The following is a 16,356-nucleotide window of genomic DNA, read 5'->3' as shown; positions in this document are numbered from 1 at the left end:
ATCGACCCGCTGCAGCAGCTGCTGGGCGTCAGCTGACGACACCGCTCCCGGAAGGGGGCCGCGCGGGCGGGGGGGGGGGCCCCCCCGCCAACACACCGCCCCCGCGGCCTAGCCTGAAGACATGACCGACAACCACCTGGGAGAGTTCCTACGCGCACGCAGGGCGGCCCTGCGGCCGCAGGACGTCGGCATGGCGAGCTACGGCGTGCGCAGAGTCACCGGATTGCGCCGTGAGGAGGTCGCCGTGCTGGCCGGGGTGAACGCGGATTACTACACCCGTCTGGAACAGGGGCGCGAACGCCACCCCTCGCCCCAGGTACTCGACGCGCTCGGCCGCGCCCTGCGATTGAGCCTCGACGCCCACGCGCACCTGCACCAGTTGGCCGGGACAGCGCCGAGTAACCAGTTCACCCACACCACGGACCGGGTCAGTCCCGCCCTTCGCCAGCTGATGGACGGCTACCCGGGAGCGCCGGCGTTCGTCATCAACCGGACCTTGGACGTGCTGGCGACCAACGCCCTGGCCGAGGCCCTGCACGCACCCTTCGAGCAGACGGACAATCTGGCCCGCATGACCTTCCTCGACCCGGCAGGCCGACAGTTCTACACCCGGTGGAACTTCACGGCGCAGGCCACCGTGGGCCACCTGCGCCAGGCGGCCGGCCTCGCCCGGGACAACTCGCGGTTGCGGGAACTCGTCCGTGCCCTCACCGAGCACAGCGCGGACTTCACCCGCCTGTGGAAGACACACGCCGTGCGTGGCAAGACCCAGGACGCCAAGCACTTCCTCCACCCGGACGTCGGCCCCCTGACCCTCACCTACCAGGCCTTCGACGTACGCGACGCTCCGGGCCAGCAACTCGTCATCTACCAGGCCGAATCCGGCAGCCCCAGCGCCCAGGCCCTCAACCTGCTCGGATCCATCCACGCCACCTCGAACCGGGCCGCTATGTAGGCGAACGCGATGGCCTGGATCTGCCGAGCAATCGCCTCAGCCGGCGTTCACGTTCGTACACCACCTTGAGCAGCACCCGGAAACGTGCGAGATCCCGCCCGATCGTGATCGGACGGGATCTCGTCAACCACCCGGACCTGGCCTCATGAACGGCGGCGCGCTGGTCGGCATCGTCTTCCGCGTCCTGTGGGTCGGAGCTCCCCGCTGGCTCTACACCCCGTGCTACCTCGCTCTGGGCTGGGCACCGGTGCGCTACCTGCCCGACTTCCTGCACACCGGCGGAGCAGCCGTACTCACACTGGTCGTGACCGGCGGTCTCCTCTACAGCACAGGCGTCGTCCTTGTCGTGGGTCGCCCAGTCAGCAAGCTGCGGAGGAACCGTACTGAATGGAGACTTTAGGGCACGGGCTATTCATTGGGGTCGCGGCGGGGATGGTTGCCGGTGCGACGAGCCGCCCAGGCTCGCACCGTATCCGCGGACCAATACGGCATGCCGGCCTCCACCAGATCGGGGGGCGGAAGCAGGCCGTGTTTGCGGTAGGAGCGCACGGTCTCGGTCAGCACACCGATGTGCGCCGCGATCTCTTTGTACGACCAAAGCCGCGGTTCGGTCACGGGAAGCGGAGTTGGACGAGAGACAGCAGTGCCCCTTTCGGGCTGGGCACCAAGAGCCTCCCGAAGTCCGGCCTCGACATCCAGGATGTCACCGAGGTCGTCGACGGCGGCATCGTGGCAGGACTGGAGCAAAACCTCGCGCAGGCCGGCCTCGACGTCGAGGACACTGTCGAGCCCGTCGCCCAGGGCGCGCTGGCGCTGGTCCAGCCACCACTCCACTGTCTCGTCGCTGGGATGAGGCTCCGACTGACGGGTCATTGCTTCTCCTCCCTCTTCTTGAGGTAGGCGACGGCGGCACGGCGGGCCTTGGCCAGATTGCCGCGCACCGTCTCCGCCGACAGACCGAGTTGGTCGGCGATGTCGCTCGGCGTGTAGCCAGCCAGTGTCCAGGCCAGGACCTGGCGCTGCCGGGATGGGAGGCTCTGCAGCACCGGCAGCACGTCGTACCGGCCCTCCCATTCCGCGACGGCATCCGGGCGGGCCAGTAGTGACGTTGATTCAGGGACCTGCTCAACCAGGTCCTCCCGGACTGCGGCGATCGTACGGACCAGCGCGCGTGAGGCAACGGTGTGCACCCAGGCCCGTGGGTCGTGAAGTTCAGTCCAGCGCTGGTAGGCCTTGGTCATCGTGTCCTGGGCGATGTCTGCGGCGACGGGCAGCGCGGCACCCTGATGGATCAGGAAGCCCACCAGTGGGCGGACGGTGCTGCGGTAGAACGCTGAGAACTCCTCGTCCACGTGGAAGCGTGCACTGGCGCGTTCCTCAAGCGGGCCGCTCCGCGCGGCGGGGCCGGCCGCTGAGCCGTCTGCACCGTCAGACGGGTCGTGGTCGCTCACGCTGCCTGGCCCTCCCGGGTGATCTTCATCCGGAGGCGGTGCCCCTTCCCGTGCTGGTCGTCGAGCTCGAGTTGGCCGCCGGGGGTCACCGCCTCGATGACGCCGACAAGGTACCGGCGCTGGGCCAACTGGAGACGTGCGTGCCAGCGCAGGCGCAACCAAAGTCCCAGCATGGCGCAGGTCTTCACGGCAATGATCGAGACGAAGGCGATATCGGTCGTGGCCGTCTCCATGAGTTTCCCTTCCTCGTGCGGTCGCGGACTCAGAGAGCCCCGTCACAAGGTAAGAGCCTGAACAAACCATGATCGTGAACTCGTGGGCCAACTTCCCACGAAACGGCCTTGCGAGGGCCCTTGCTGTGCAGTAAAGAGGCGTAGTCCGGAGTGCCCTGTCGTTCCCCGCGGCGGCTGGTGCTCTCGACGGTGTCACCAGGGACGGATTGGGACTCCTCCTTGGAGACCTTCCGGCCGCTGCCCTTCGCGGGAGCGTGTTCATCCGGGTGGAAGGAGCGACGGGCGCTCGGGTTGTCCTGTTGACGAGTCTCATCCACATCGGGCGACCACCCGTGCTCAGTGCCCTTGTGTCGACTCGGCCCCTCGCCCGGTGAGGGCCGGGACGGCTTCGGCTGCTTGGGCATGACCTCACCTGCCTGTCTTTCGGAGGCGGCGCAGACACGCACTTTGCCGGTGGTATTGATTTGCCCACCTGCGGCTGGAGCGGTCATATCAGGCCCGCAGACGGCGCCTATCGATGCCGAGCCCAGTAGGAGCGGCAGCCCTCGCTGCCTGCCCTGGCGCGGCCCGGTACGACGAGGCTCACGAGCTCTCCTTCCGCCCAGAGTCTCGGAACAGCTGCGAGTCGCCCGCCGATGCAGTCCAAGACTGAACAACGGTGTGATCGCGTTGCTGCTGCTGGGAGGCGCACGCGCTGGTCGGGCCGAGACCCCGGGTTTGCCCCTCAATAAAGGCGGGGAGCGGTGAGGAGAGAGGGGGCGCCCGCAGAGGGCGTCCCGTCACCGGAGGGCGTCAGGCTGGGCCGCCGTCGCGCCCGGGCCGGGCGGAGCTCGGGACGCTGGGGGCCGTGATGACCTTATCTCCAAGATGGTCAAGGGCCTGGCGGGGTTGCGGGCGTGGTGGCGGAGGCCATCGGCGATGCTTGTGCGGCCGGTGAGCCGGGGGCCGATGGCCCAGTTCTTGAGGGCGGCCATAGGTCGGGGTGGGGTGCGGTTCCGGTCCTCTCTCGGGAGGCGCCTTCTCTGTAGCTGCGCTCCCGGATCGGCAGGCTGCTGTCGAGAAACGCGGAGAGAGCCGTGGCCGCGGTCTGGTCCGGAACGGCGCCCGGTTCACCCCTGCAACCGCACGACACAGCAGCGGCTAGCAGGGGCCGTCCTCCCGACAACATGTGGATCAACACCGGGAAATGAGCAACAGAGTCCACCTGTTATGGTGCGTCGATGTCATCGATCAAGCAGTTCCAAGTCACCTTCGACTGCGCAGATCCTGAGCGCGTCGCTCGCTTTTGGTGCGAGGTGTTGGGTTACGTCGTACCGCCGCCACCGGAGGGGTTTGCTACGTGGGACGATTTCGATCGCTCGCTGCCGCCTGAGCGGCAGGGCTCAGCGTTCGCCTGCAGTGATCCCTCAGGCGTAGGCCCGCGACTGTACTTCCAGCGCGTCCCCGAAGGCAAGGTCGTCAAGAATCGGCTGCATCTTGACGTGCGAGTCGGCACCGGGCTCGTGGGTGAAGAGCGCCTCGCCACGCTCGAAGCCGAGTGCGCACGACTGGTCGCGCTCGGCGCGACACGCGTGCGACTGCTGCTTGCCGATGACCACAATGAGTCGTGCATCGTGATGCAGGACATCGAGGGCAACGAGTTCTGTCTCGACTGAGCATCCTCCAAGACGGCGAGGTGGGAGCCGTCTCCCTTGGGCCTCTCTTAAAGGTGGTCCCGTATGGGGCGGGAGTCATCCCGTGAGGGCGAGGTTGTGAAGTCGGGCGATGCCGAGCATCGCGGTGTGAATGCCCTCGCCCTTCAGATGGCAGTCGCGAAGGATCTTCCAGGTCTTCATCCGCGCGAAGACGTGCTCGACGCGGGCCCGGACCTTGCGGTGGGAGGTGTTGTGCTCCTCCTTCCAAGCAGGCAGTTCGGTCTGACCGCGTTCGCGGCGGTGCGGGATGACCAGGCCGGTGCCGCGCGAGACTACGAGACCCATCCGCACCGCTCAGAGGTCGTTAAGTCCGTTTCTAGTAGTGGCCTTGCGTCGTTGGGCGAGGATTCCTTGGCGTCCGGGGCGGCTGCGGGGGCCGTTCATGTCTGGGCCGTCGGCGGGCAGGCCGAGTGGTCGTGCCGTTCGCAGACCCTGAATGCCTGGTCGGGGTGCTGGTTGAAGGCATGCACGATCGGCTGGCAGGCGGTGCCTTGGTCGTGAGGGCCGGACCGGGATCGGATATTCGGTGTTCTGCCCGCCCCATGAGGACACAAGATGGTGCGCATGACTTTGGCCACCCCCATACTGCACACCGCTCGCCTGCGACTGCGCCCCTTCACCGACGCCGACGCGGACCTGCTCTTCGCCCTGCACAGCAGCACCTACGTGATGCGCTACTGGGACTCCCCGCCGTGGAACGAACAGGCCCGCGCCGAACGCTTCATCAACATGTGCCGGAAGATGGCGGACGAAGGCACCGGGGCGCGGGTGGCCATCGACCGTGCTTCTGACGGGGCCTTCGTCGGCTGGTGCGGTCTGACCGGATGGAACCCGGACTACCGCAGCGCGTCGTTGGGCTATGTCCTCGACGAAGCGATGTGGGGCCACGGCTATGCGACGGAGGCCGCACACGCCTTGCTGCAGTGGGCATTCGACACACTGGACCTGAATCGAGTTCAGGCCGAGACCGATACGCGCAACGTGGCATCTGCCCGGGTCCTGGAGAAGATCGGATTCATGCGTGAAGGGACGTTGCGGGAAGACTGCGTCGTGAACGGCGAGGTATCCGACTCGTGGGTGTTCGGGTTGATCAGGCGAGAGTGGCAGCCGGCGGCTGTGCCGGTTCCAGCCCGCGAAGAGCGGCGTTAAGTCCGTTTCTGGTAGAGACCGCGTCCGGGTTGAGTGAGGAAGCCTTGACGGGTGAGGCGTCCAAGGCGGCTGCGGGTGACGTTCATGGCTGGGTCGTCGGTGGGCATGCCGAGGAGTTCGTGTAGGTCACGGACCCGGAACGCCTGATCGGAGTGGGTGTTGAAGGCTTTCACGATGACCTGGTAGGCGGTGGTCAACTCGGGCGGTTCGGATGCGGTCCCGGTCGGGGCGAGTTCCGCAATGACCTTCCGGGTCGTGATGAGTTCCGCCGGACGCGCCTCGGTCTCGGCCAGGGCAGCGTTCAAGTGCTCGATCTGCTCGCGCAGTTCACCGGCCCGGGTGGCGGCCTCGTCCTGCCGGGCCTGGAGATCTGCCAGGAGTTCGATGACGTTCACGCGGCCGCCACGAAGTCATCGCGCCAGGCTGGTGCAGGCGTGGTGAGGCGGCGGGCCATGTTCGCGGTGGATGCCCAGTAGACGCGTGAGGTGGAGGTGTCGGGCCGGTGGTCGTACTCGCGGGCCAGACGCCGGTGCAACATCAACGTGCCGTTGACCTGCTCCACCACCCATCTCTTCGGTTGCGGAACGAAGCCCTTGCCCTGGTCGGCAGGGTTGCGACGGACGACGTCGACGGTGATGTCGAGCATCGCGCCGTGGATGACGACCTCGTCCCTTGAACCCCTGGTCCACCAGGGCCTTCTCCAGGCGGTTCCCGCACCGCTCGGCGGCCTGGTCGAGCAGGGCTGTGCCGGCGGCGTTGTCATGGGCCGAGGCGGCCAGCACGACGACGCCGATGATCAGCCCCAGGACATCGACGGCCAGTCCCCGCTTGCGGCCCGGAGTCCTCTTGTTCGCGTCCAGCCCCGTCGTGGCCTTCGGGACCCCCGCGGCCGCGCGCACGGACTGCGTGTCGATGACCACGAGGGACGGGTCCTCTAATCGGCGGGCCTTCTCCCGCACCTGGCAGCGCAGCAGTTCCTGGATCTGCTGGTCGAGCCCGTCCTCGCGCCACAGCGTGTCCCGCTTCCACGCCGTGATCACCGGCTCGATCAACGCCCATTGCTCATCCGCCAAGTCGCTCGGATACGACTCTCGCTCCATGCAACGAACCTCAGCATGAACATGCCCACCGGCGAGCCTGGACGGCAACCAGTGCCACGAACGAGTGATCACGAACTAAGAAAGATCGGACTTAACGTCCTCTTAAACCCGTAGCCCTGTCTGACTCCCGTTGACAAGATCAACCCATGAGTCAGCACTCGGTGTCCTTGGACAAGATCGCGTTTGATGACTGGCAGGCCATTCACTCGTGGGCCTGTCTCCCAGAGGCTTGTCGTTTCCAGCCTTGGGGACCAAACACTGAGGACCAGACACGCGATTTCGTGAAGGCCGCAGTCGAGGCTTGGTCGAGCACACCCCAGCAGAGGTTCGCCCATGTAGCGCGCTTCGGGGACGACGTTGTCGGTGTGGGCGAGCTGCATGTCCGCAGTCACACGCAGCGCCAGGGCGAGATCTCCTACATTGTGCATCCTCGGGTATGGAGGCAAGGCATTGGCACAGGAATCGGGCGCCAGCTTCTCTCACGCGGCTTCGTTCAGTTGGGGCTTCATCGAATCTTCGCCACCTGTGACCCGCGGAATCTCGGCTCCGCCCGAGTGCTGGCCAAGCTCGGTATGACGTACGAGGGGCGCCTTCGACACACGGCATGGATACGGGACGGCTGGCGGGACTCCCTGACGTTCAGCATTCTCGAAGAGGAATGGCGTGCTGAAGACTCGGAGTGATGCCGACGTAGAGACGGTCGGTTCACGAAGTGGAGCCGCGCTTCTTGGTCCAGTTGTCGGTGCGGGGGCTCTTGCGGGTGAGGCATCGGGTCATCGTGGTGATGAGTGCCCAGTTCAGGTGTGCTTCGGAGTGCTGGGGCAGGCGTTCGCAGTCGCGTGCGTTGCGGCGTGCGTTCATGTACCAGCCGATCGTGCGTTCCACTTTCCAGCGGCGGGGGAGGACGACGAAGCCTTTGGTGCCTTTGGGCCGGGAGACGATGCGCAGGGTGAGCCAGAGGCGTTCGCGGGGCCCAGTCCACGAGTTCGCCGGCGTAGCCGCGGTCGGCCCAGATCTGGGTGATCTGCGGCTGGGTGACCAGGAGCCGACCAGGCCGAGGTACTCGATGGTGTGCTCGATCGCGCGGATGGCCGGCGTGCGTTCCCGGATCCGGTCCCGCGTCTCGTGGGAGTTGTCGAACTGGGCGCGGTTGACGAGCATCCGGGTGGTGTCGTCCCGCATGGCCGTCCGGGCGACGGCCGGGCGGCGCAGCAGGTCCGTGGTCACCTGCTGGGCGACGGTGTCGTCCCTGGTCAGCTCCGTGACGACCCGGACCCTTTCGGCCGGGGTGACGTGCTCGGTGACCGCCGGCCGCTTCAGCAGGTCGGTGGCGACCTGCGCGGCGACCTCGTCGTCCCGGGTCAGGTCGGCCACGGCCTGGACCTTCTCGTCCACCGTGACCGGCCGGTCGACCCGCTGGCCGACGACCCGCTTCGCGCCGTCCGGCGTCCACTGCCTCGCTCCGGTGCGCGGGTTGAACGGCGCGTCCTCGATCGCCGCCCACCGCTCGTCATCGACCACGACCGAGGCCAGGATGCGGTGAACGGTGAACGACACACCCTCCTTGCGCCGCTCCTTCGGCCACCGGTTGGCGGTGTACGCCAGTCCTCCACCGTCCGGCGCTCGACGCCGATATCGTCCGCGAACATCTGCAATGACTCCGTCACCGTGAACAGGTCATCCGTGCCGTTCGGCATCGACCCGCCCACCGACCTCATCGGCTCGATCTCCAGCGCCATGTCCCCCAGGGCGAACTGCGCGCGGGCAACCTGCGCAATCAGCTCCTTCGCCTGGGTGACGAGCTGTTCGTAACGCTGCCGGGTGACGTTCCCGATCCGGTCGGTCACGTCGGTCATGATGACCACCGCCCTCGCCCGGGCCCGGCCCGGCCACCACAACGTGACCGGTCAAAGGGGCGCCGGCCCCGGGTTCCCTGCAAAACAAGGGGTGTTCAAGATGCTCGCGAGGCGTTCGGCTACGGCGTTTCCGTAACGCCGTTCCGCGACGCCCGCCGCTGACGACAGGCCCGCACCCGGCAGCGGTTTTCTCTGGCACGGCTGCCGTGTCTCGGTGCGGACGCGCTGGGGAGGTTGTGTCGGTTCCGGACGGCAATTTTCGGATGCGGCACGCTGGTGGGCCAGGGCCCGCTCGATCGAGACCGTGCCCTCGACCTGCGCCACGCGATGCTTCCGCAGCCCTGCCGGACGGCGTCACGATCCCCGCGCTGACGGCCGACGACCCAGCCCTGCCCGCAGCCCTCGCCCTTCCCGCCTGGCTTTCGCCGAGGCGGGCACCGCGGGCCGCGCGGAACTGTGGGCGGTGGCCGAGGAACTGGCCGCGGACGGCACGGTCGCAACGATCCGCCCCGCCATCCGCGACGGGCACAAGACACTCATCGCTGCTCTCGCCCCGGACGGCACCCCGCTCGCCGCCGGCCGCTACCTCCCGGCGAACGGCACGACCGAGATCGGCAGCGTCGGCACTCTGCCCACCGCTCGCCGCCAGGGTCTTGCCGCCGCCGTCGCAGCGGGCCTGGCCACCCACGCCCGCGACCACTGGGTTAACGCGGCGAAAGCCGTGTCCGCCGTCCTTGATGTCTCGCGCTCACCGTCGAGCCTTGACAAGGAGAGCACTGGCTTGTCTCGGGTTTGGGCTGTGAACGTCTTGGGGCGATGTTCGCCTTTGAAGGCGATGGGCGGATGACGTCGGCAGGCGTGCGCGCCGCGCTGGCTCTCAAGGCCATACTCCTTCTAACTTGGGTCGAACGAGATCCAGACGTCGGGCGGCAGGTCTGGCCGATGGCTCACTGGCCTACGCTCCTCAGTCCATGCGTCACCGGCGATCTCCCTGGCAACGCGTCGCCAGAACTGGACTGCTCCCACGTTGGCGTCTTGAAAGGCGATCTCCCAGGGACCCTGGTGCCTGGCTATAACCTGCTGAACAGCGTTCAGGCCGATCCCTGCCCTGCGAGCTCCACGAACGACGAAGAAGCTGTTCAGCACGCGCTTCGGACCGGTCAGACCCCGAACGAAGGCAAGACCAGTTGGGCGTGTGTCAATCGTCACGAGGTAGGCCGCCCAATCGGTGTCAGTGAGAACCACATTGAGCCGATCCGCATAGAAGGTCCCGTCGGCATCGGGAAGGACTTCATCGAATTCCGACAAGTCGTGGCGGAACATCAGCCATAGCCGCTCCACCACGAGACGGTCGGCGGCATCTGCCAAGCACACGGATATCTCTGGCATGGGACTCCACTCATTGAGCAGCCCGGACAGTCCGGATCTGAGCACAAAAAAGAGCCTTTCCGGCGGAGGTTTATCCGGCCGGAAAGGCTCAACTGATGCCGCGGAGCATAGCAGGCACGATCGCCTGGTTTTGGCAGTGCGAGGCCATGTCTCGTTCGGGTGAAGTGGATCGGTATGCCTCGATCCGCTCGGGTGTGCTCCTTACGCTCTGGGCCCGTGGAGCTGATCTTCTTCAAGCCGGAGGGCTCGAAGGCGTTGGGGGCTCGAACACGAGCCGGTGATCCCCGAGCAGATGCCGATCCTGATCGACAGCGACTTGTGTTTCGAGGACGGTCCCGCGTCGCCCCGGCCGTTGGCGGCGGTGAACCGGTGGCTGCGGGAGCTGCCGGTGAACGGGTGTCCGGAGCCGGGTTCGTGGGGTGTCTACGCTCGCGTGGTACGGGACTGGGCGGTCTTCCTCGGCGGTCATGGGATCGGGCTGTTTGATCAGCGGGTCCGGTTGAAGGCCGGGCTTAGATCGTACGCGGTGCACCGGGCGTGTGGTCCGCTGGACACACGGCTGACGGCGACTACGTGGAACCAGCACGTGAGCATCCTGTCGATCTTCTACCAGTGGGCGGTTGCGGAGGGGTAGGCGAACGCGGAGCCGTTCACCTACCGGCAGGCCACGGTCTTCTTCGCCGACCAGGTCGCCCGGCGGCCGGTGAACCAGGCCGTCCGGCGGGTGCCGAAGCCGCACGTGACGATCAAGTACCTGGAGGACGACTTCGCGGAGTTGTTCGTCCGCGGTCTGCGGGGTCTGGGGCCGGACGGGGAGGACGAGCGGTTCCGGGGCCGGGAGTTGGCCCGCAACGGCGCCGTGGGCAGGTTCGCCCTGGGCACGGGACTGCGGTTGCAGGAGTTCACCTACTACCTCGCGGTCGAGCTGCCGCCGCTTCCACCGGCCCCGACCACTCTGCCGATCCCGCTGCCAGTGCCGTCCGGCATCACGAAGGGCCGCAAGTTCCGCACCACGTGGGTGCCCTATGACACGCTGGCTGAGCTGCACCGATACCGGGATCTGGACCGGGCCCTGGCAGCGGATGGCTCCAGTTGGAGGCCGCCGGAGCGATGGGGGCCGCCGTTGGTGGTGACCGAGGCCGATCAGTGGGGTGGACGGATCAACGGCCGCCGGCTGTCCTGGCAGGAGCTTCGGCCGTCAGAGCGTCGGCGCCTGGCGGCCCCTGACGGTGGATCGATGCTGCTGGCGGTGAGGTCGGACGGCGGCCCGTTCACCGCGTGGCCCACGGTCTTCTCCCGGACGGCGGACCGCATCCGGGAGCGGTTCGAGCCCCGGTTCCCGCACGTTTTTCCGCACCGAAGCCGGCACACGTTCGCGATGCAAACCCTGGCCCGGCTGGTCAGCGGCTACTACCGGCAGGCAGCACAGCTGGTGAAGGACACCGATGCGGAAGCCGGCCTGTCTCTCTACCTGGCCAAGGCTGACCCGCTGATGGTGCTGCGGGACCTGTTGGGGCACTCCAGCGTCCTGACCACGGAAAAGTATCTCCGTCGGCTGGACATGACCCGCATCTTTCAGGACGCCTACGAACAGGCCGGGCGGGACTACGGGCTGATCAGCGACGCCGAAGCCGCGACGGAGGCGGACGGTGAATTCGATGAGGACAAGGACGACTGGTGACCGCCACTGTTCTGCACGACCCGGTCGGCATCGCCTACACCAGCGCCGACGGAGTAGACCGGCAGCGGCTGATGCCTGGCAGCCGCTGCCCGCAGCTGTCCCGGGACTTGATGACAGCGCTGGCATGCCTGATCCACCCGCACGGGCGGCTGGCCACGCGGTCCACCGTCGACAAACACCTGATCTCGGCCAGTCGCCTGGTGCTGTTCCTGGATGCCCGTGGGTTCACCGGCGGCGCCGGGGACTTGTCGCGGACGGATCTGATCGAGTTCTGGATGTCCGCCCGGTATGCCGACGAGCGCAACACCCGCGTCCTGTTGCGGGCCTGGGACGACGAAACCGGCGGTCTGCCGCGACCGGTGCGCCTGATGGCTGAGGGCCGCACGTTCAACCAGCCCGATCCGCAGGGGGCTTTCGCCCCCTACAGCGAGACCGAGTGGTCCCGGCTGCTCGACCTCTGCCGCAGAAACGTACGTGAAGCCTTCACCGCGCACGCCGAGGCCCTCACCGCCGCCCGCCGGGGTCGCGATCCCCTGGAACGAGGTGGCTGGTCCACCGACAACCTGTGCTGGCTCCATGTCCACCACGGTCCGGTCACCTTCCACTCATTGCGGGACTCGCTCGGCGTCCCGCAGAAGGCGGCCCTAGCTGTCCGGCGCCCGCTGGCGGAGGCCCGGAAGGCCCTGTTTCCCCAGCCGGACATAGTGATCTCCTACCAGCTGCTGTTCGGCGCCTACAGCGGGATCGTTCCCGACGGCATCGACGGGCTCGGGCTGAAGGACATCGAGTGGACTGGCAACTCCGAGATGCTGCTGAACTACGTCAAGGGCCGTACATCCCGCGAGAGTTTGAACCTTCCCCGCAAGGCTGTCCGGCTGCTGGAACGCTGGCTGGAGCACTCGGCCCTGCTTCGCTCCTTCGCGCCGGAGGCTGACCGCGGGGTGTTGTGGATCCGTGATCGCCACAACCATGCCGACATCGTCGAGACGACGCGGATGACCGACATCTCGGTGCGCAAGTGGGTACGCCGGCACGGCCTGCTGGACGACACCGGCGCCCCTTTCCCGGTTCACCGGCAGCGGATCAGGACCACGTTCCACAGCCACCGCGACCGTCGCACCTGGGCCGGCAGCCCGCGGGCGACGATCGACCCCAACCACACCCCGGCGATCGAGGGCGACCACTACCTGACCGCCGTGACACCGGCCCAGCAGCGGGCCTTCCACGCCCTGGTCGAGGACGCCCAGGGCGATCTCCTCCAGCGTGCTCAGGCTCCCACCGTCTTGTCCGAGGAAGCCGCTGTCACCCTCGCGCGGGACTACCCGCAGGTCATCGACCGGCTGCGGCTCGACGACACGGCGATCAACGAATTCGTGGGCGGGGAACGCGACGTGTTCGTCGCGTCCTGCGCGGACCAGCTGGCCGGGCTCCACGGCCCGGAGGGCAAGCCGTGTCCAGCTCGGCCTTGGGTCTGCTTGCTCTGCCCGCTGGCGGTCTTCGCACCCCGGCACGCGGCCAATCTGCTGCGGTTGAAGGCGTTCTTCGCCCGTCAGTGGCGGCAGATGCCTTCCGATCACTTCATGGCCGTCTTCGGTCCCTACGCCCAGCGCGTCACCCAGGTCCTGGACTGCTTCCACCCCGAGGTACTGGCTGGCGCCGCCCCGCAGGTCGCTGACACCGACGAGGAACTTCCGCTGCGGCCCGAGGAGCGAACCGCATGACCGAAGCCTTCACCGTCCGCAGCCGGCACCTGCTTCTCCGTTCGCCGGCGCCGATGTCTTCGAGCTGGCCGGATGGACCCTCATCGAAGGCTTCCCGCGGCCGCGGTTCGACCAGGACGTGTGGGACCTCCGTGGCATCCGAGGCCGCCCCAAGCAGCTCTCGGAGGGCCAGCTGATCTGGGACTTCACAAAGATCAACAACCCGCGATGGCGGCTGGTGGTCAAGGAACTGGTGATCGCCTATTGCGCGCCGACCCACCCGGCCGTTGCCCAGCTGCCACGCGCCTACCGCACGCCTCGGGCGCTGGCGACCACCTTCCGCGTCCGGGACCTGCTCCTTCCCTGGCTGAACTGGCTGACCAGCCAGGGGATCACCAGCCTCCACGAAGTCACGCAGGAGCACTGCCAGCGCTACCTCGCTGTCCGCAGCACGATCCGCGACAAGCACGGGCACGCTCTCCGAGCGGCCAGCCCGTCCCAGAAACGGGCGGTCGTCACGGCCGTCATGGATCTCGCGTTCTACGGCGACCTGTTCACCAGTGACCGCTATCACCAGGACTTCCGCCCCTGGAACTTCACCTCGCCAGCCGTGGTCGCCGGCATCCCGAAGCGGGCGGAGAACAAGACCCAGCCCATCCCCGATCACGTCCTGCAGCCGATGCTTGCCGCCTGCCTCTACATCGTGGACACCCTCGGACCCCATCTGATCGCTCTCCTCCGGCAGGTCGAAGAACGGCCGTTCCGGACCGAGCGCGTCCACGGACCGAGCCCCACGGCAGCCGACATCGCCCAGGCCCTGGAAGAGCATCGTTCCAGCGGGGAACCCATGGCCGAAATCATCGAACGACGGGTCCGCCTGATCTCGTGACGGGCGCGCCCACCTCCTCCTTCACCACTCCGGTCACCGTCGTCGACATGATCGAGCACCTGGACGTGGAAGACGGGCACCACGTGCTGGAATCGGCACGGGTACCGGCTACTCCTCGGCGCTGATGTGCCACCGCCTCGGCGAAGACAGAGTCACAACGGTCGAGGTGGACCCACAGGTGGCAGCCCGTGCGGATGCCGCGCTGGAAACAGCCGGGTTCTCGACATGGACCATGACCGGGGACGGGCTGCTCGGACACCCGCACCGCGCTCCGTTTGACCGAGTGATCGCCACCTGCGCCGTCCGCCGTATCCCCTACACCTGGATCAGGCAGACCAAGCCAGGCGGAACCGTCCTGACCGCCGTCGCCGGGGCATGGCCTACGGCACCGGCCTCGCGAAGGTCACCCTGGGCGAGGACGGCACTGCCGAGGGGGGCCGGATCATCGGCCGCTGCTCATTCATGCAGGCACGATCCCAGGCCGCGGTGCCGGTGTCGGGTGACCTGTCCGCCCGAACCGCCTACGCCGACAGTGAGCGGGAAGCGATGGTGTCGCCCGTCAGGCTGGAAGAGTGGATGCCCGCCTTCCTCGCCCAGCTCGCCGCGCCCGGTGCGCAGTTCGTCCGCGCCGCCACGAGCGACGGCGCCCAGCTCCTGTACGTCTTCGACCCGGAGCGCGAGTCCTTCGCCGAAGCTGACGGCGACGACTGGACCGTCCGCCAGGGCGGCCCCATGGCCCTGTGGGACGACATCGAGCAGGCCCTCACCGCATGGCAGGACGCGGGAAGCCCCGATATCACCGCCGTACGGCTCCAGATCACCGCCAGGTCCCACACGTACTGGATCGGCGACAACCCGGTACTGCGTTGGCAACACCGCCTCGCCTGACGTGCTTGTGCAGACGCAGGGGGGATGGTCGGTGGCCGCTACTCTCCTGAGACAGTCACCACCGACGTAAGGAACGGCAGGATGAACGACGAACCGCTGTCGGACTGGGCGGAGCGCCGTGACGCGAAGATCGGCCGACTTCGCGCCGTGCCCATCGTCTCGGGAGATGGCCCCAAGGGCTCGCACGTGAATCCGGACGCACCGCGCGCCATCGAACGATGGAACGGGCACGCCTGGGAACCCCACGGATTCGCGCCGAACTTCGCCGAGGCGAAGCGCATCCTGTACCCAGAGGCTGCCGAAGACCGGGCGGCACCCAGGGGTCCGGTCCCCAAGCCTCTCGGACGCGGGACCGGTAAGCACCGCAAACCACCGGCCCCGCGATAACTGACCGTTTCAGAATGCCGTCCGACGGGACGACGGAGGCTCTCGTGGAACAATCGCCCCGGGTGTGGACGCCGAGGATGACGCAATGTGGGACTTTGGCTGCGGGAGGGCGCACGTGACGACAGCACGCGACCTGGTGATCGGTTACGTCAATGCTCTCCACGCGGCTGTTGGGGCCATGCGAGCGGCGATCTCCCCGCTTGAGCAACTGGCGGACATGCTCCATCTGACCCGTTCACACCAGATCAGCCGTAGCGGTGAAGCCGGCGGCTATAGCTATAAGGTCCACGGGGCAGGCTGTCGGCTCACAAGTCAGGACTGCACTGTCATCGATGTGGACTTCACAGCCGAGGGGGCGGAGATCTTCGACTTCTGGCGGCTGCGCTGCTATGCACAGAGCCTGCCTGAGCCTCATGACCCCACAGTGGAGGACTTGCGGTCCGCCGTAGAGTCGCTGAAGCCGCCGCTGGTCGAGGTGCGACCAGGTTGGTTCACCATGCCCAACGCTAACGCTTCAACATGAGACCGGCGTGTCGGGTGGTAGTCGGCGACCTCGGCAGGCAGCGTCCGTGAGGATCGACGGAGCCGCCGGAATCTGGCTCGCGAGCCAGGTGAAGTGACATGCCTCGCCGCCAGCTCCTCCCCGTCTCGCCACCAACGCACCACCTACTGAGGTTGAACTCGTGATGTCGGTGGGTTGCTCAGGTGGGCCTGATGGTCAGGCCGGTCTCGGCGAGGCAGCCGTCTATGAGCTCGCTGCGGTACTGGATGTGCCGTAAGCCGCGTCGGATGCGCTGGATGAGGTGCTCAGGGGTGGTGAGCGCGACGTTTGACAGCCAGCCGCGCCGTAGTAGAGACCAGACGCCCTCGACGGGGTTGAGGTCGGGTGCGTAGGGCGGCAGGTAGTAGATGGTCAGCCAGTCCCGGGATGCGGCGAACTCCCTGAGACCGGCGGCCTTGTGAACGTTCAGGTTGTCCCAGATG

18 protein-coding genes and 4 pseudogenes are annotated in these 16,356 nt (G+C 67.2%); 13 read left to right on the top strand and 9 right to left on the bottom strand.

Annotated features, from left to right (window positions below; genetic code table 11):
* The first annotated feature begins 121 nt into the window (after positions 1–121).
* Both ACFYWI_RS37050 and ACFYWI_RS37045 read left to right on the top strand, forming a co-directional pair.
* Positions 122–955, top strand: coding sequence for a helix-turn-helix transcriptional regulator (locus ACFYWI_RS37050; RefSeq protein ID WP_389240363.1), 834 nt, complete (start codon positions 122–124; stop codon positions 953–955).
* A 154-nt stretch (positions 956–1,109) separates the two neighbouring features.
* A pseudogene (locus tag ACFYWI_RS37045) lies at positions 1,110–1,313 on the top strand (hemolysin III family protein); the annotation flags it as partial.
* A gap of 50 nt (positions 1,314–1,363) precedes the next feature.
* Here the strand turns inward: ACFYWI_RS37045 and ACFYWI_RS37040 are convergent.
* The 3 genes from ACFYWI_RS37040 to ACFYWI_RS37030 form a co-directional block, all read right to left on the bottom strand.
* Positions 1,364–1,570, bottom strand: a complete 207-nt coding sequence (locus ACFYWI_RS37040; RefSeq protein ID WP_389240388.1) for a helix-turn-helix transcriptional regulator — start codon at positions 1,568–1,570, stop codon at positions 1,364–1,366.
* 254 nt (positions 1,571–1,824) lie between these two features.
* Entirely contained in the window at positions 1,825–2,307 is a 483-nt protein-coding gene (locus ACFYWI_RS37035) for an RNA polymerase sigma factor (protein WP_389240361.1), read from the bottom strand.
* A gap of 95 nt (positions 2,308–2,402) precedes the next feature.
* On the bottom strand, positions 2,403–2,639 hold the full coding sequence (locus tag ACFYWI_RS37030; protein ID WP_389240358.1) for a hypothetical protein: 237 nt from the start codon (positions 2,637–2,639) through the stop codon (positions 2,403–2,405).
* 1,220 nt (positions 2,640–3,859) lie between these two features.
* Between ACFYWI_RS37030 and ACFYWI_RS37025 the strand changes: the two genes are divergently transcribed.
* Complete coding sequence (locus tag ACFYWI_RS37025; RefSeq protein WP_389240356.1) at positions 3,860–4,294, top strand: VOC family protein; 435 nt, start codon at positions 3,860–3,862, stop codon at positions 4,292–4,294.
* Between the two features lie 75 nt (positions 4,295–4,369).
* Here ACFYWI_RS37025 and ACFYWI_RS37020 read toward each other — a convergent pair.
* Positions 4,370–4,597 (bottom strand): annotated as a pseudogene (locus ACFYWI_RS37020) (transposase); the annotation flags it as partial.
* Between the two features lie 300 nt (positions 4,598–4,897).
* Between ACFYWI_RS37020 and ACFYWI_RS37015 the strand changes: the two are divergent.
* A complete protein-coding gene (locus tag ACFYWI_RS37015) occupies positions 4,898–5,482 on the top strand; it encodes a GNAT family N-acetyltransferase (protein WP_389240354.1) in 585 nt (194 codons plus the stop codon).
* Here the strand turns inward: ACFYWI_RS37015 and ACFYWI_RS37010 are convergent.
* Together ACFYWI_RS37010 and ACFYWI_RS37005 are read right to left on the bottom strand one after the other, a co-directional pair.
* On the bottom strand, positions 5,479–5,877 hold the full coding sequence (locus ACFYWI_RS37010) for a hypothetical protein (RefSeq protein ID WP_389240352.1): 399 nt from the start codon (positions 5,875–5,877) through the stop codon (positions 5,479–5,481). The genes ACFYWI_RS37015 and ACFYWI_RS37010 overlap by 4 nt on opposite strands.
* Positions 5,874–6,582, bottom strand: a pseudogene (locus ACFYWI_RS37005) (transposase). The gene ACFYWI_RS37010 and the pseudogene ACFYWI_RS37005 overlap by 4 nt, the downstream one beginning before the upstream one ends.
* 146 nt (positions 6,583–6,728) lie before the next feature.
* Here ACFYWI_RS37005 and ACFYWI_RS37000 point away from each other — a divergent pair.
* On the top strand, positions 6,729–7,265 hold the full coding sequence (locus ACFYWI_RS37000; RefSeq protein ID WP_389240350.1) for a GNAT family N-acetyltransferase: 537 nt from the start codon (positions 6,729–6,731) through the stop codon (positions 7,263–7,265).
* Positions 7,266–7,287: 22 nt separating this feature from the next.
* On the opposite strand, the gene ACFYWI_RS36995 is transcribed toward ACFYWI_RS37000, so the two are convergent.
* Positions 7,288–8,139 carry a DUF6192 family protein gene (locus tag ACFYWI_RS36995; RefSeq protein ID WP_389240347.1) on the bottom strand — a complete coding sequence of 284 codons (852 nt, stop codon included), beginning with the start codon at positions 8,137–8,139 and terminating at the stop codon, positions 7,288–7,290.
* Positions 8,140–8,901: 762 nt separating this feature from the next.
* On the opposite strand from ACFYWI_RS36995, the gene ACFYWI_RS36990 reads away from it, so the two are divergent.
* Positions 8,902–9,285: a GNAT family N-acetyltransferase gene (locus ACFYWI_RS36990; RefSeq protein WP_389240345.1), complete on the top strand. Its 384-nt coding sequence runs from the start codon at positions 8,902–8,904 to the stop codon at positions 9,283–9,285.
* 47 nt (positions 9,286–9,332) lie between these two features.
* Here the strand turns inward: ACFYWI_RS36990 and ACFYWI_RS36985 are convergent, their stop codons facing one another.
* Positions 9,333–9,827: a GNAT family N-acetyltransferase gene (locus ACFYWI_RS36985; RefSeq protein ID WP_389240343.1), complete on the bottom strand. Its 495-nt coding sequence runs from the start codon at positions 9,825–9,827 to the stop codon at positions 9,333–9,335.
* Positions 9,828–10,104: 277 nt separating this feature from the next.
* On the opposite strand from ACFYWI_RS36985, the gene ACFYWI_RS36980 reads away from it, so the two are divergent.
* The 7 genes and pseudogenes from ACFYWI_RS36980 (at position 10,105) to ACFYWI_RS36950 (ending at position 15,895) form a co-directional block, all read left to right on the top strand.
* The gene (locus ACFYWI_RS36980; RefSeq protein ID WP_389240340.1) at positions 10,105–10,461 is read left to right on the top strand and encodes a hypothetical protein; all 357 of its coding nucleotides are present in this window, start codon (positions 10,105–10,107) and stop codon (positions 10,459–10,461) included.
* 105 nt (positions 10,462–10,566) lie between these two features.
* Positions 10,567–11,508, top strand: coding sequence for a hypothetical protein (locus tag ACFYWI_RS36975; RefSeq protein WP_389240338.1), 942 nt, complete (start codon positions 10,567–10,569; stop codon positions 11,506–11,508).
* Positions 11,505–13,229 (top strand): hypothetical protein, encoded by a 1,725-nt coding sequence (locus ACFYWI_RS36970; RefSeq protein WP_389240336.1) that lies wholly within the window; start codon positions 11,505–11,507, stop codon positions 13,227–13,229. The genes ACFYWI_RS36975 and ACFYWI_RS36970 overlap by 4 nt, the downstream gene beginning before the upstream one ends.
* A 118-nt stretch (positions 13,230–13,347) precedes the next feature.
* Entirely contained in the window at positions 13,348–14,097 is a 750-nt protein-coding gene (locus ACFYWI_RS36965; protein WP_389240334.1) for a hypothetical protein, read from the top strand.
* A pseudogene (locus ACFYWI_RS36960) lies at positions 14,088–14,985 on the top strand (methyltransferase); the annotation flags it as partial. The gene ACFYWI_RS36965 and the pseudogene ACFYWI_RS36960, both read left to right, overlap by 10 nt.
* Positions 14,986–15,066: 81 nt before the next feature.
* A complete protein-coding gene (locus ACFYWI_RS36955) occupies positions 15,067–15,372 on the top strand; it encodes a DUF6087 family protein (RefSeq protein ID WP_389240332.1) in 306 nt (101 codons plus the stop codon).
* Between the two features lie 115 nt (positions 15,373–15,487).
* On the top strand, positions 15,488–15,895 hold the full coding sequence (locus tag ACFYWI_RS36950; protein ID WP_389240330.1) for a DUF6896 domain-containing protein: 408 nt from the start codon (positions 15,488–15,490) through the stop codon (positions 15,893–15,895).
* Positions 15,896–16,073: 178 nt separating this feature from the next.
* Here the strand turns inward: ACFYWI_RS36950 and ACFYWI_RS36945 are convergent.
* The coding region (locus ACFYWI_RS36945) for a transposase (RefSeq protein ID WP_389240328.1) at positions 16,074–16,356 on the bottom strand (283 nt) is incomplete at its 5' end.

Source organism: Streptomyces sp. NPDC002889, assembly GCF_042888425.1.
GTDB lineage: Bacteria > Actinomycetota > Actinomycetes > Streptomycetales > Streptomycetaceae > Streptomyces.
The sequence above is the reverse complement of the archived record's forward strand: the minus strand, read 5'-3'. Positions and strand labels throughout refer to the sequence as shown.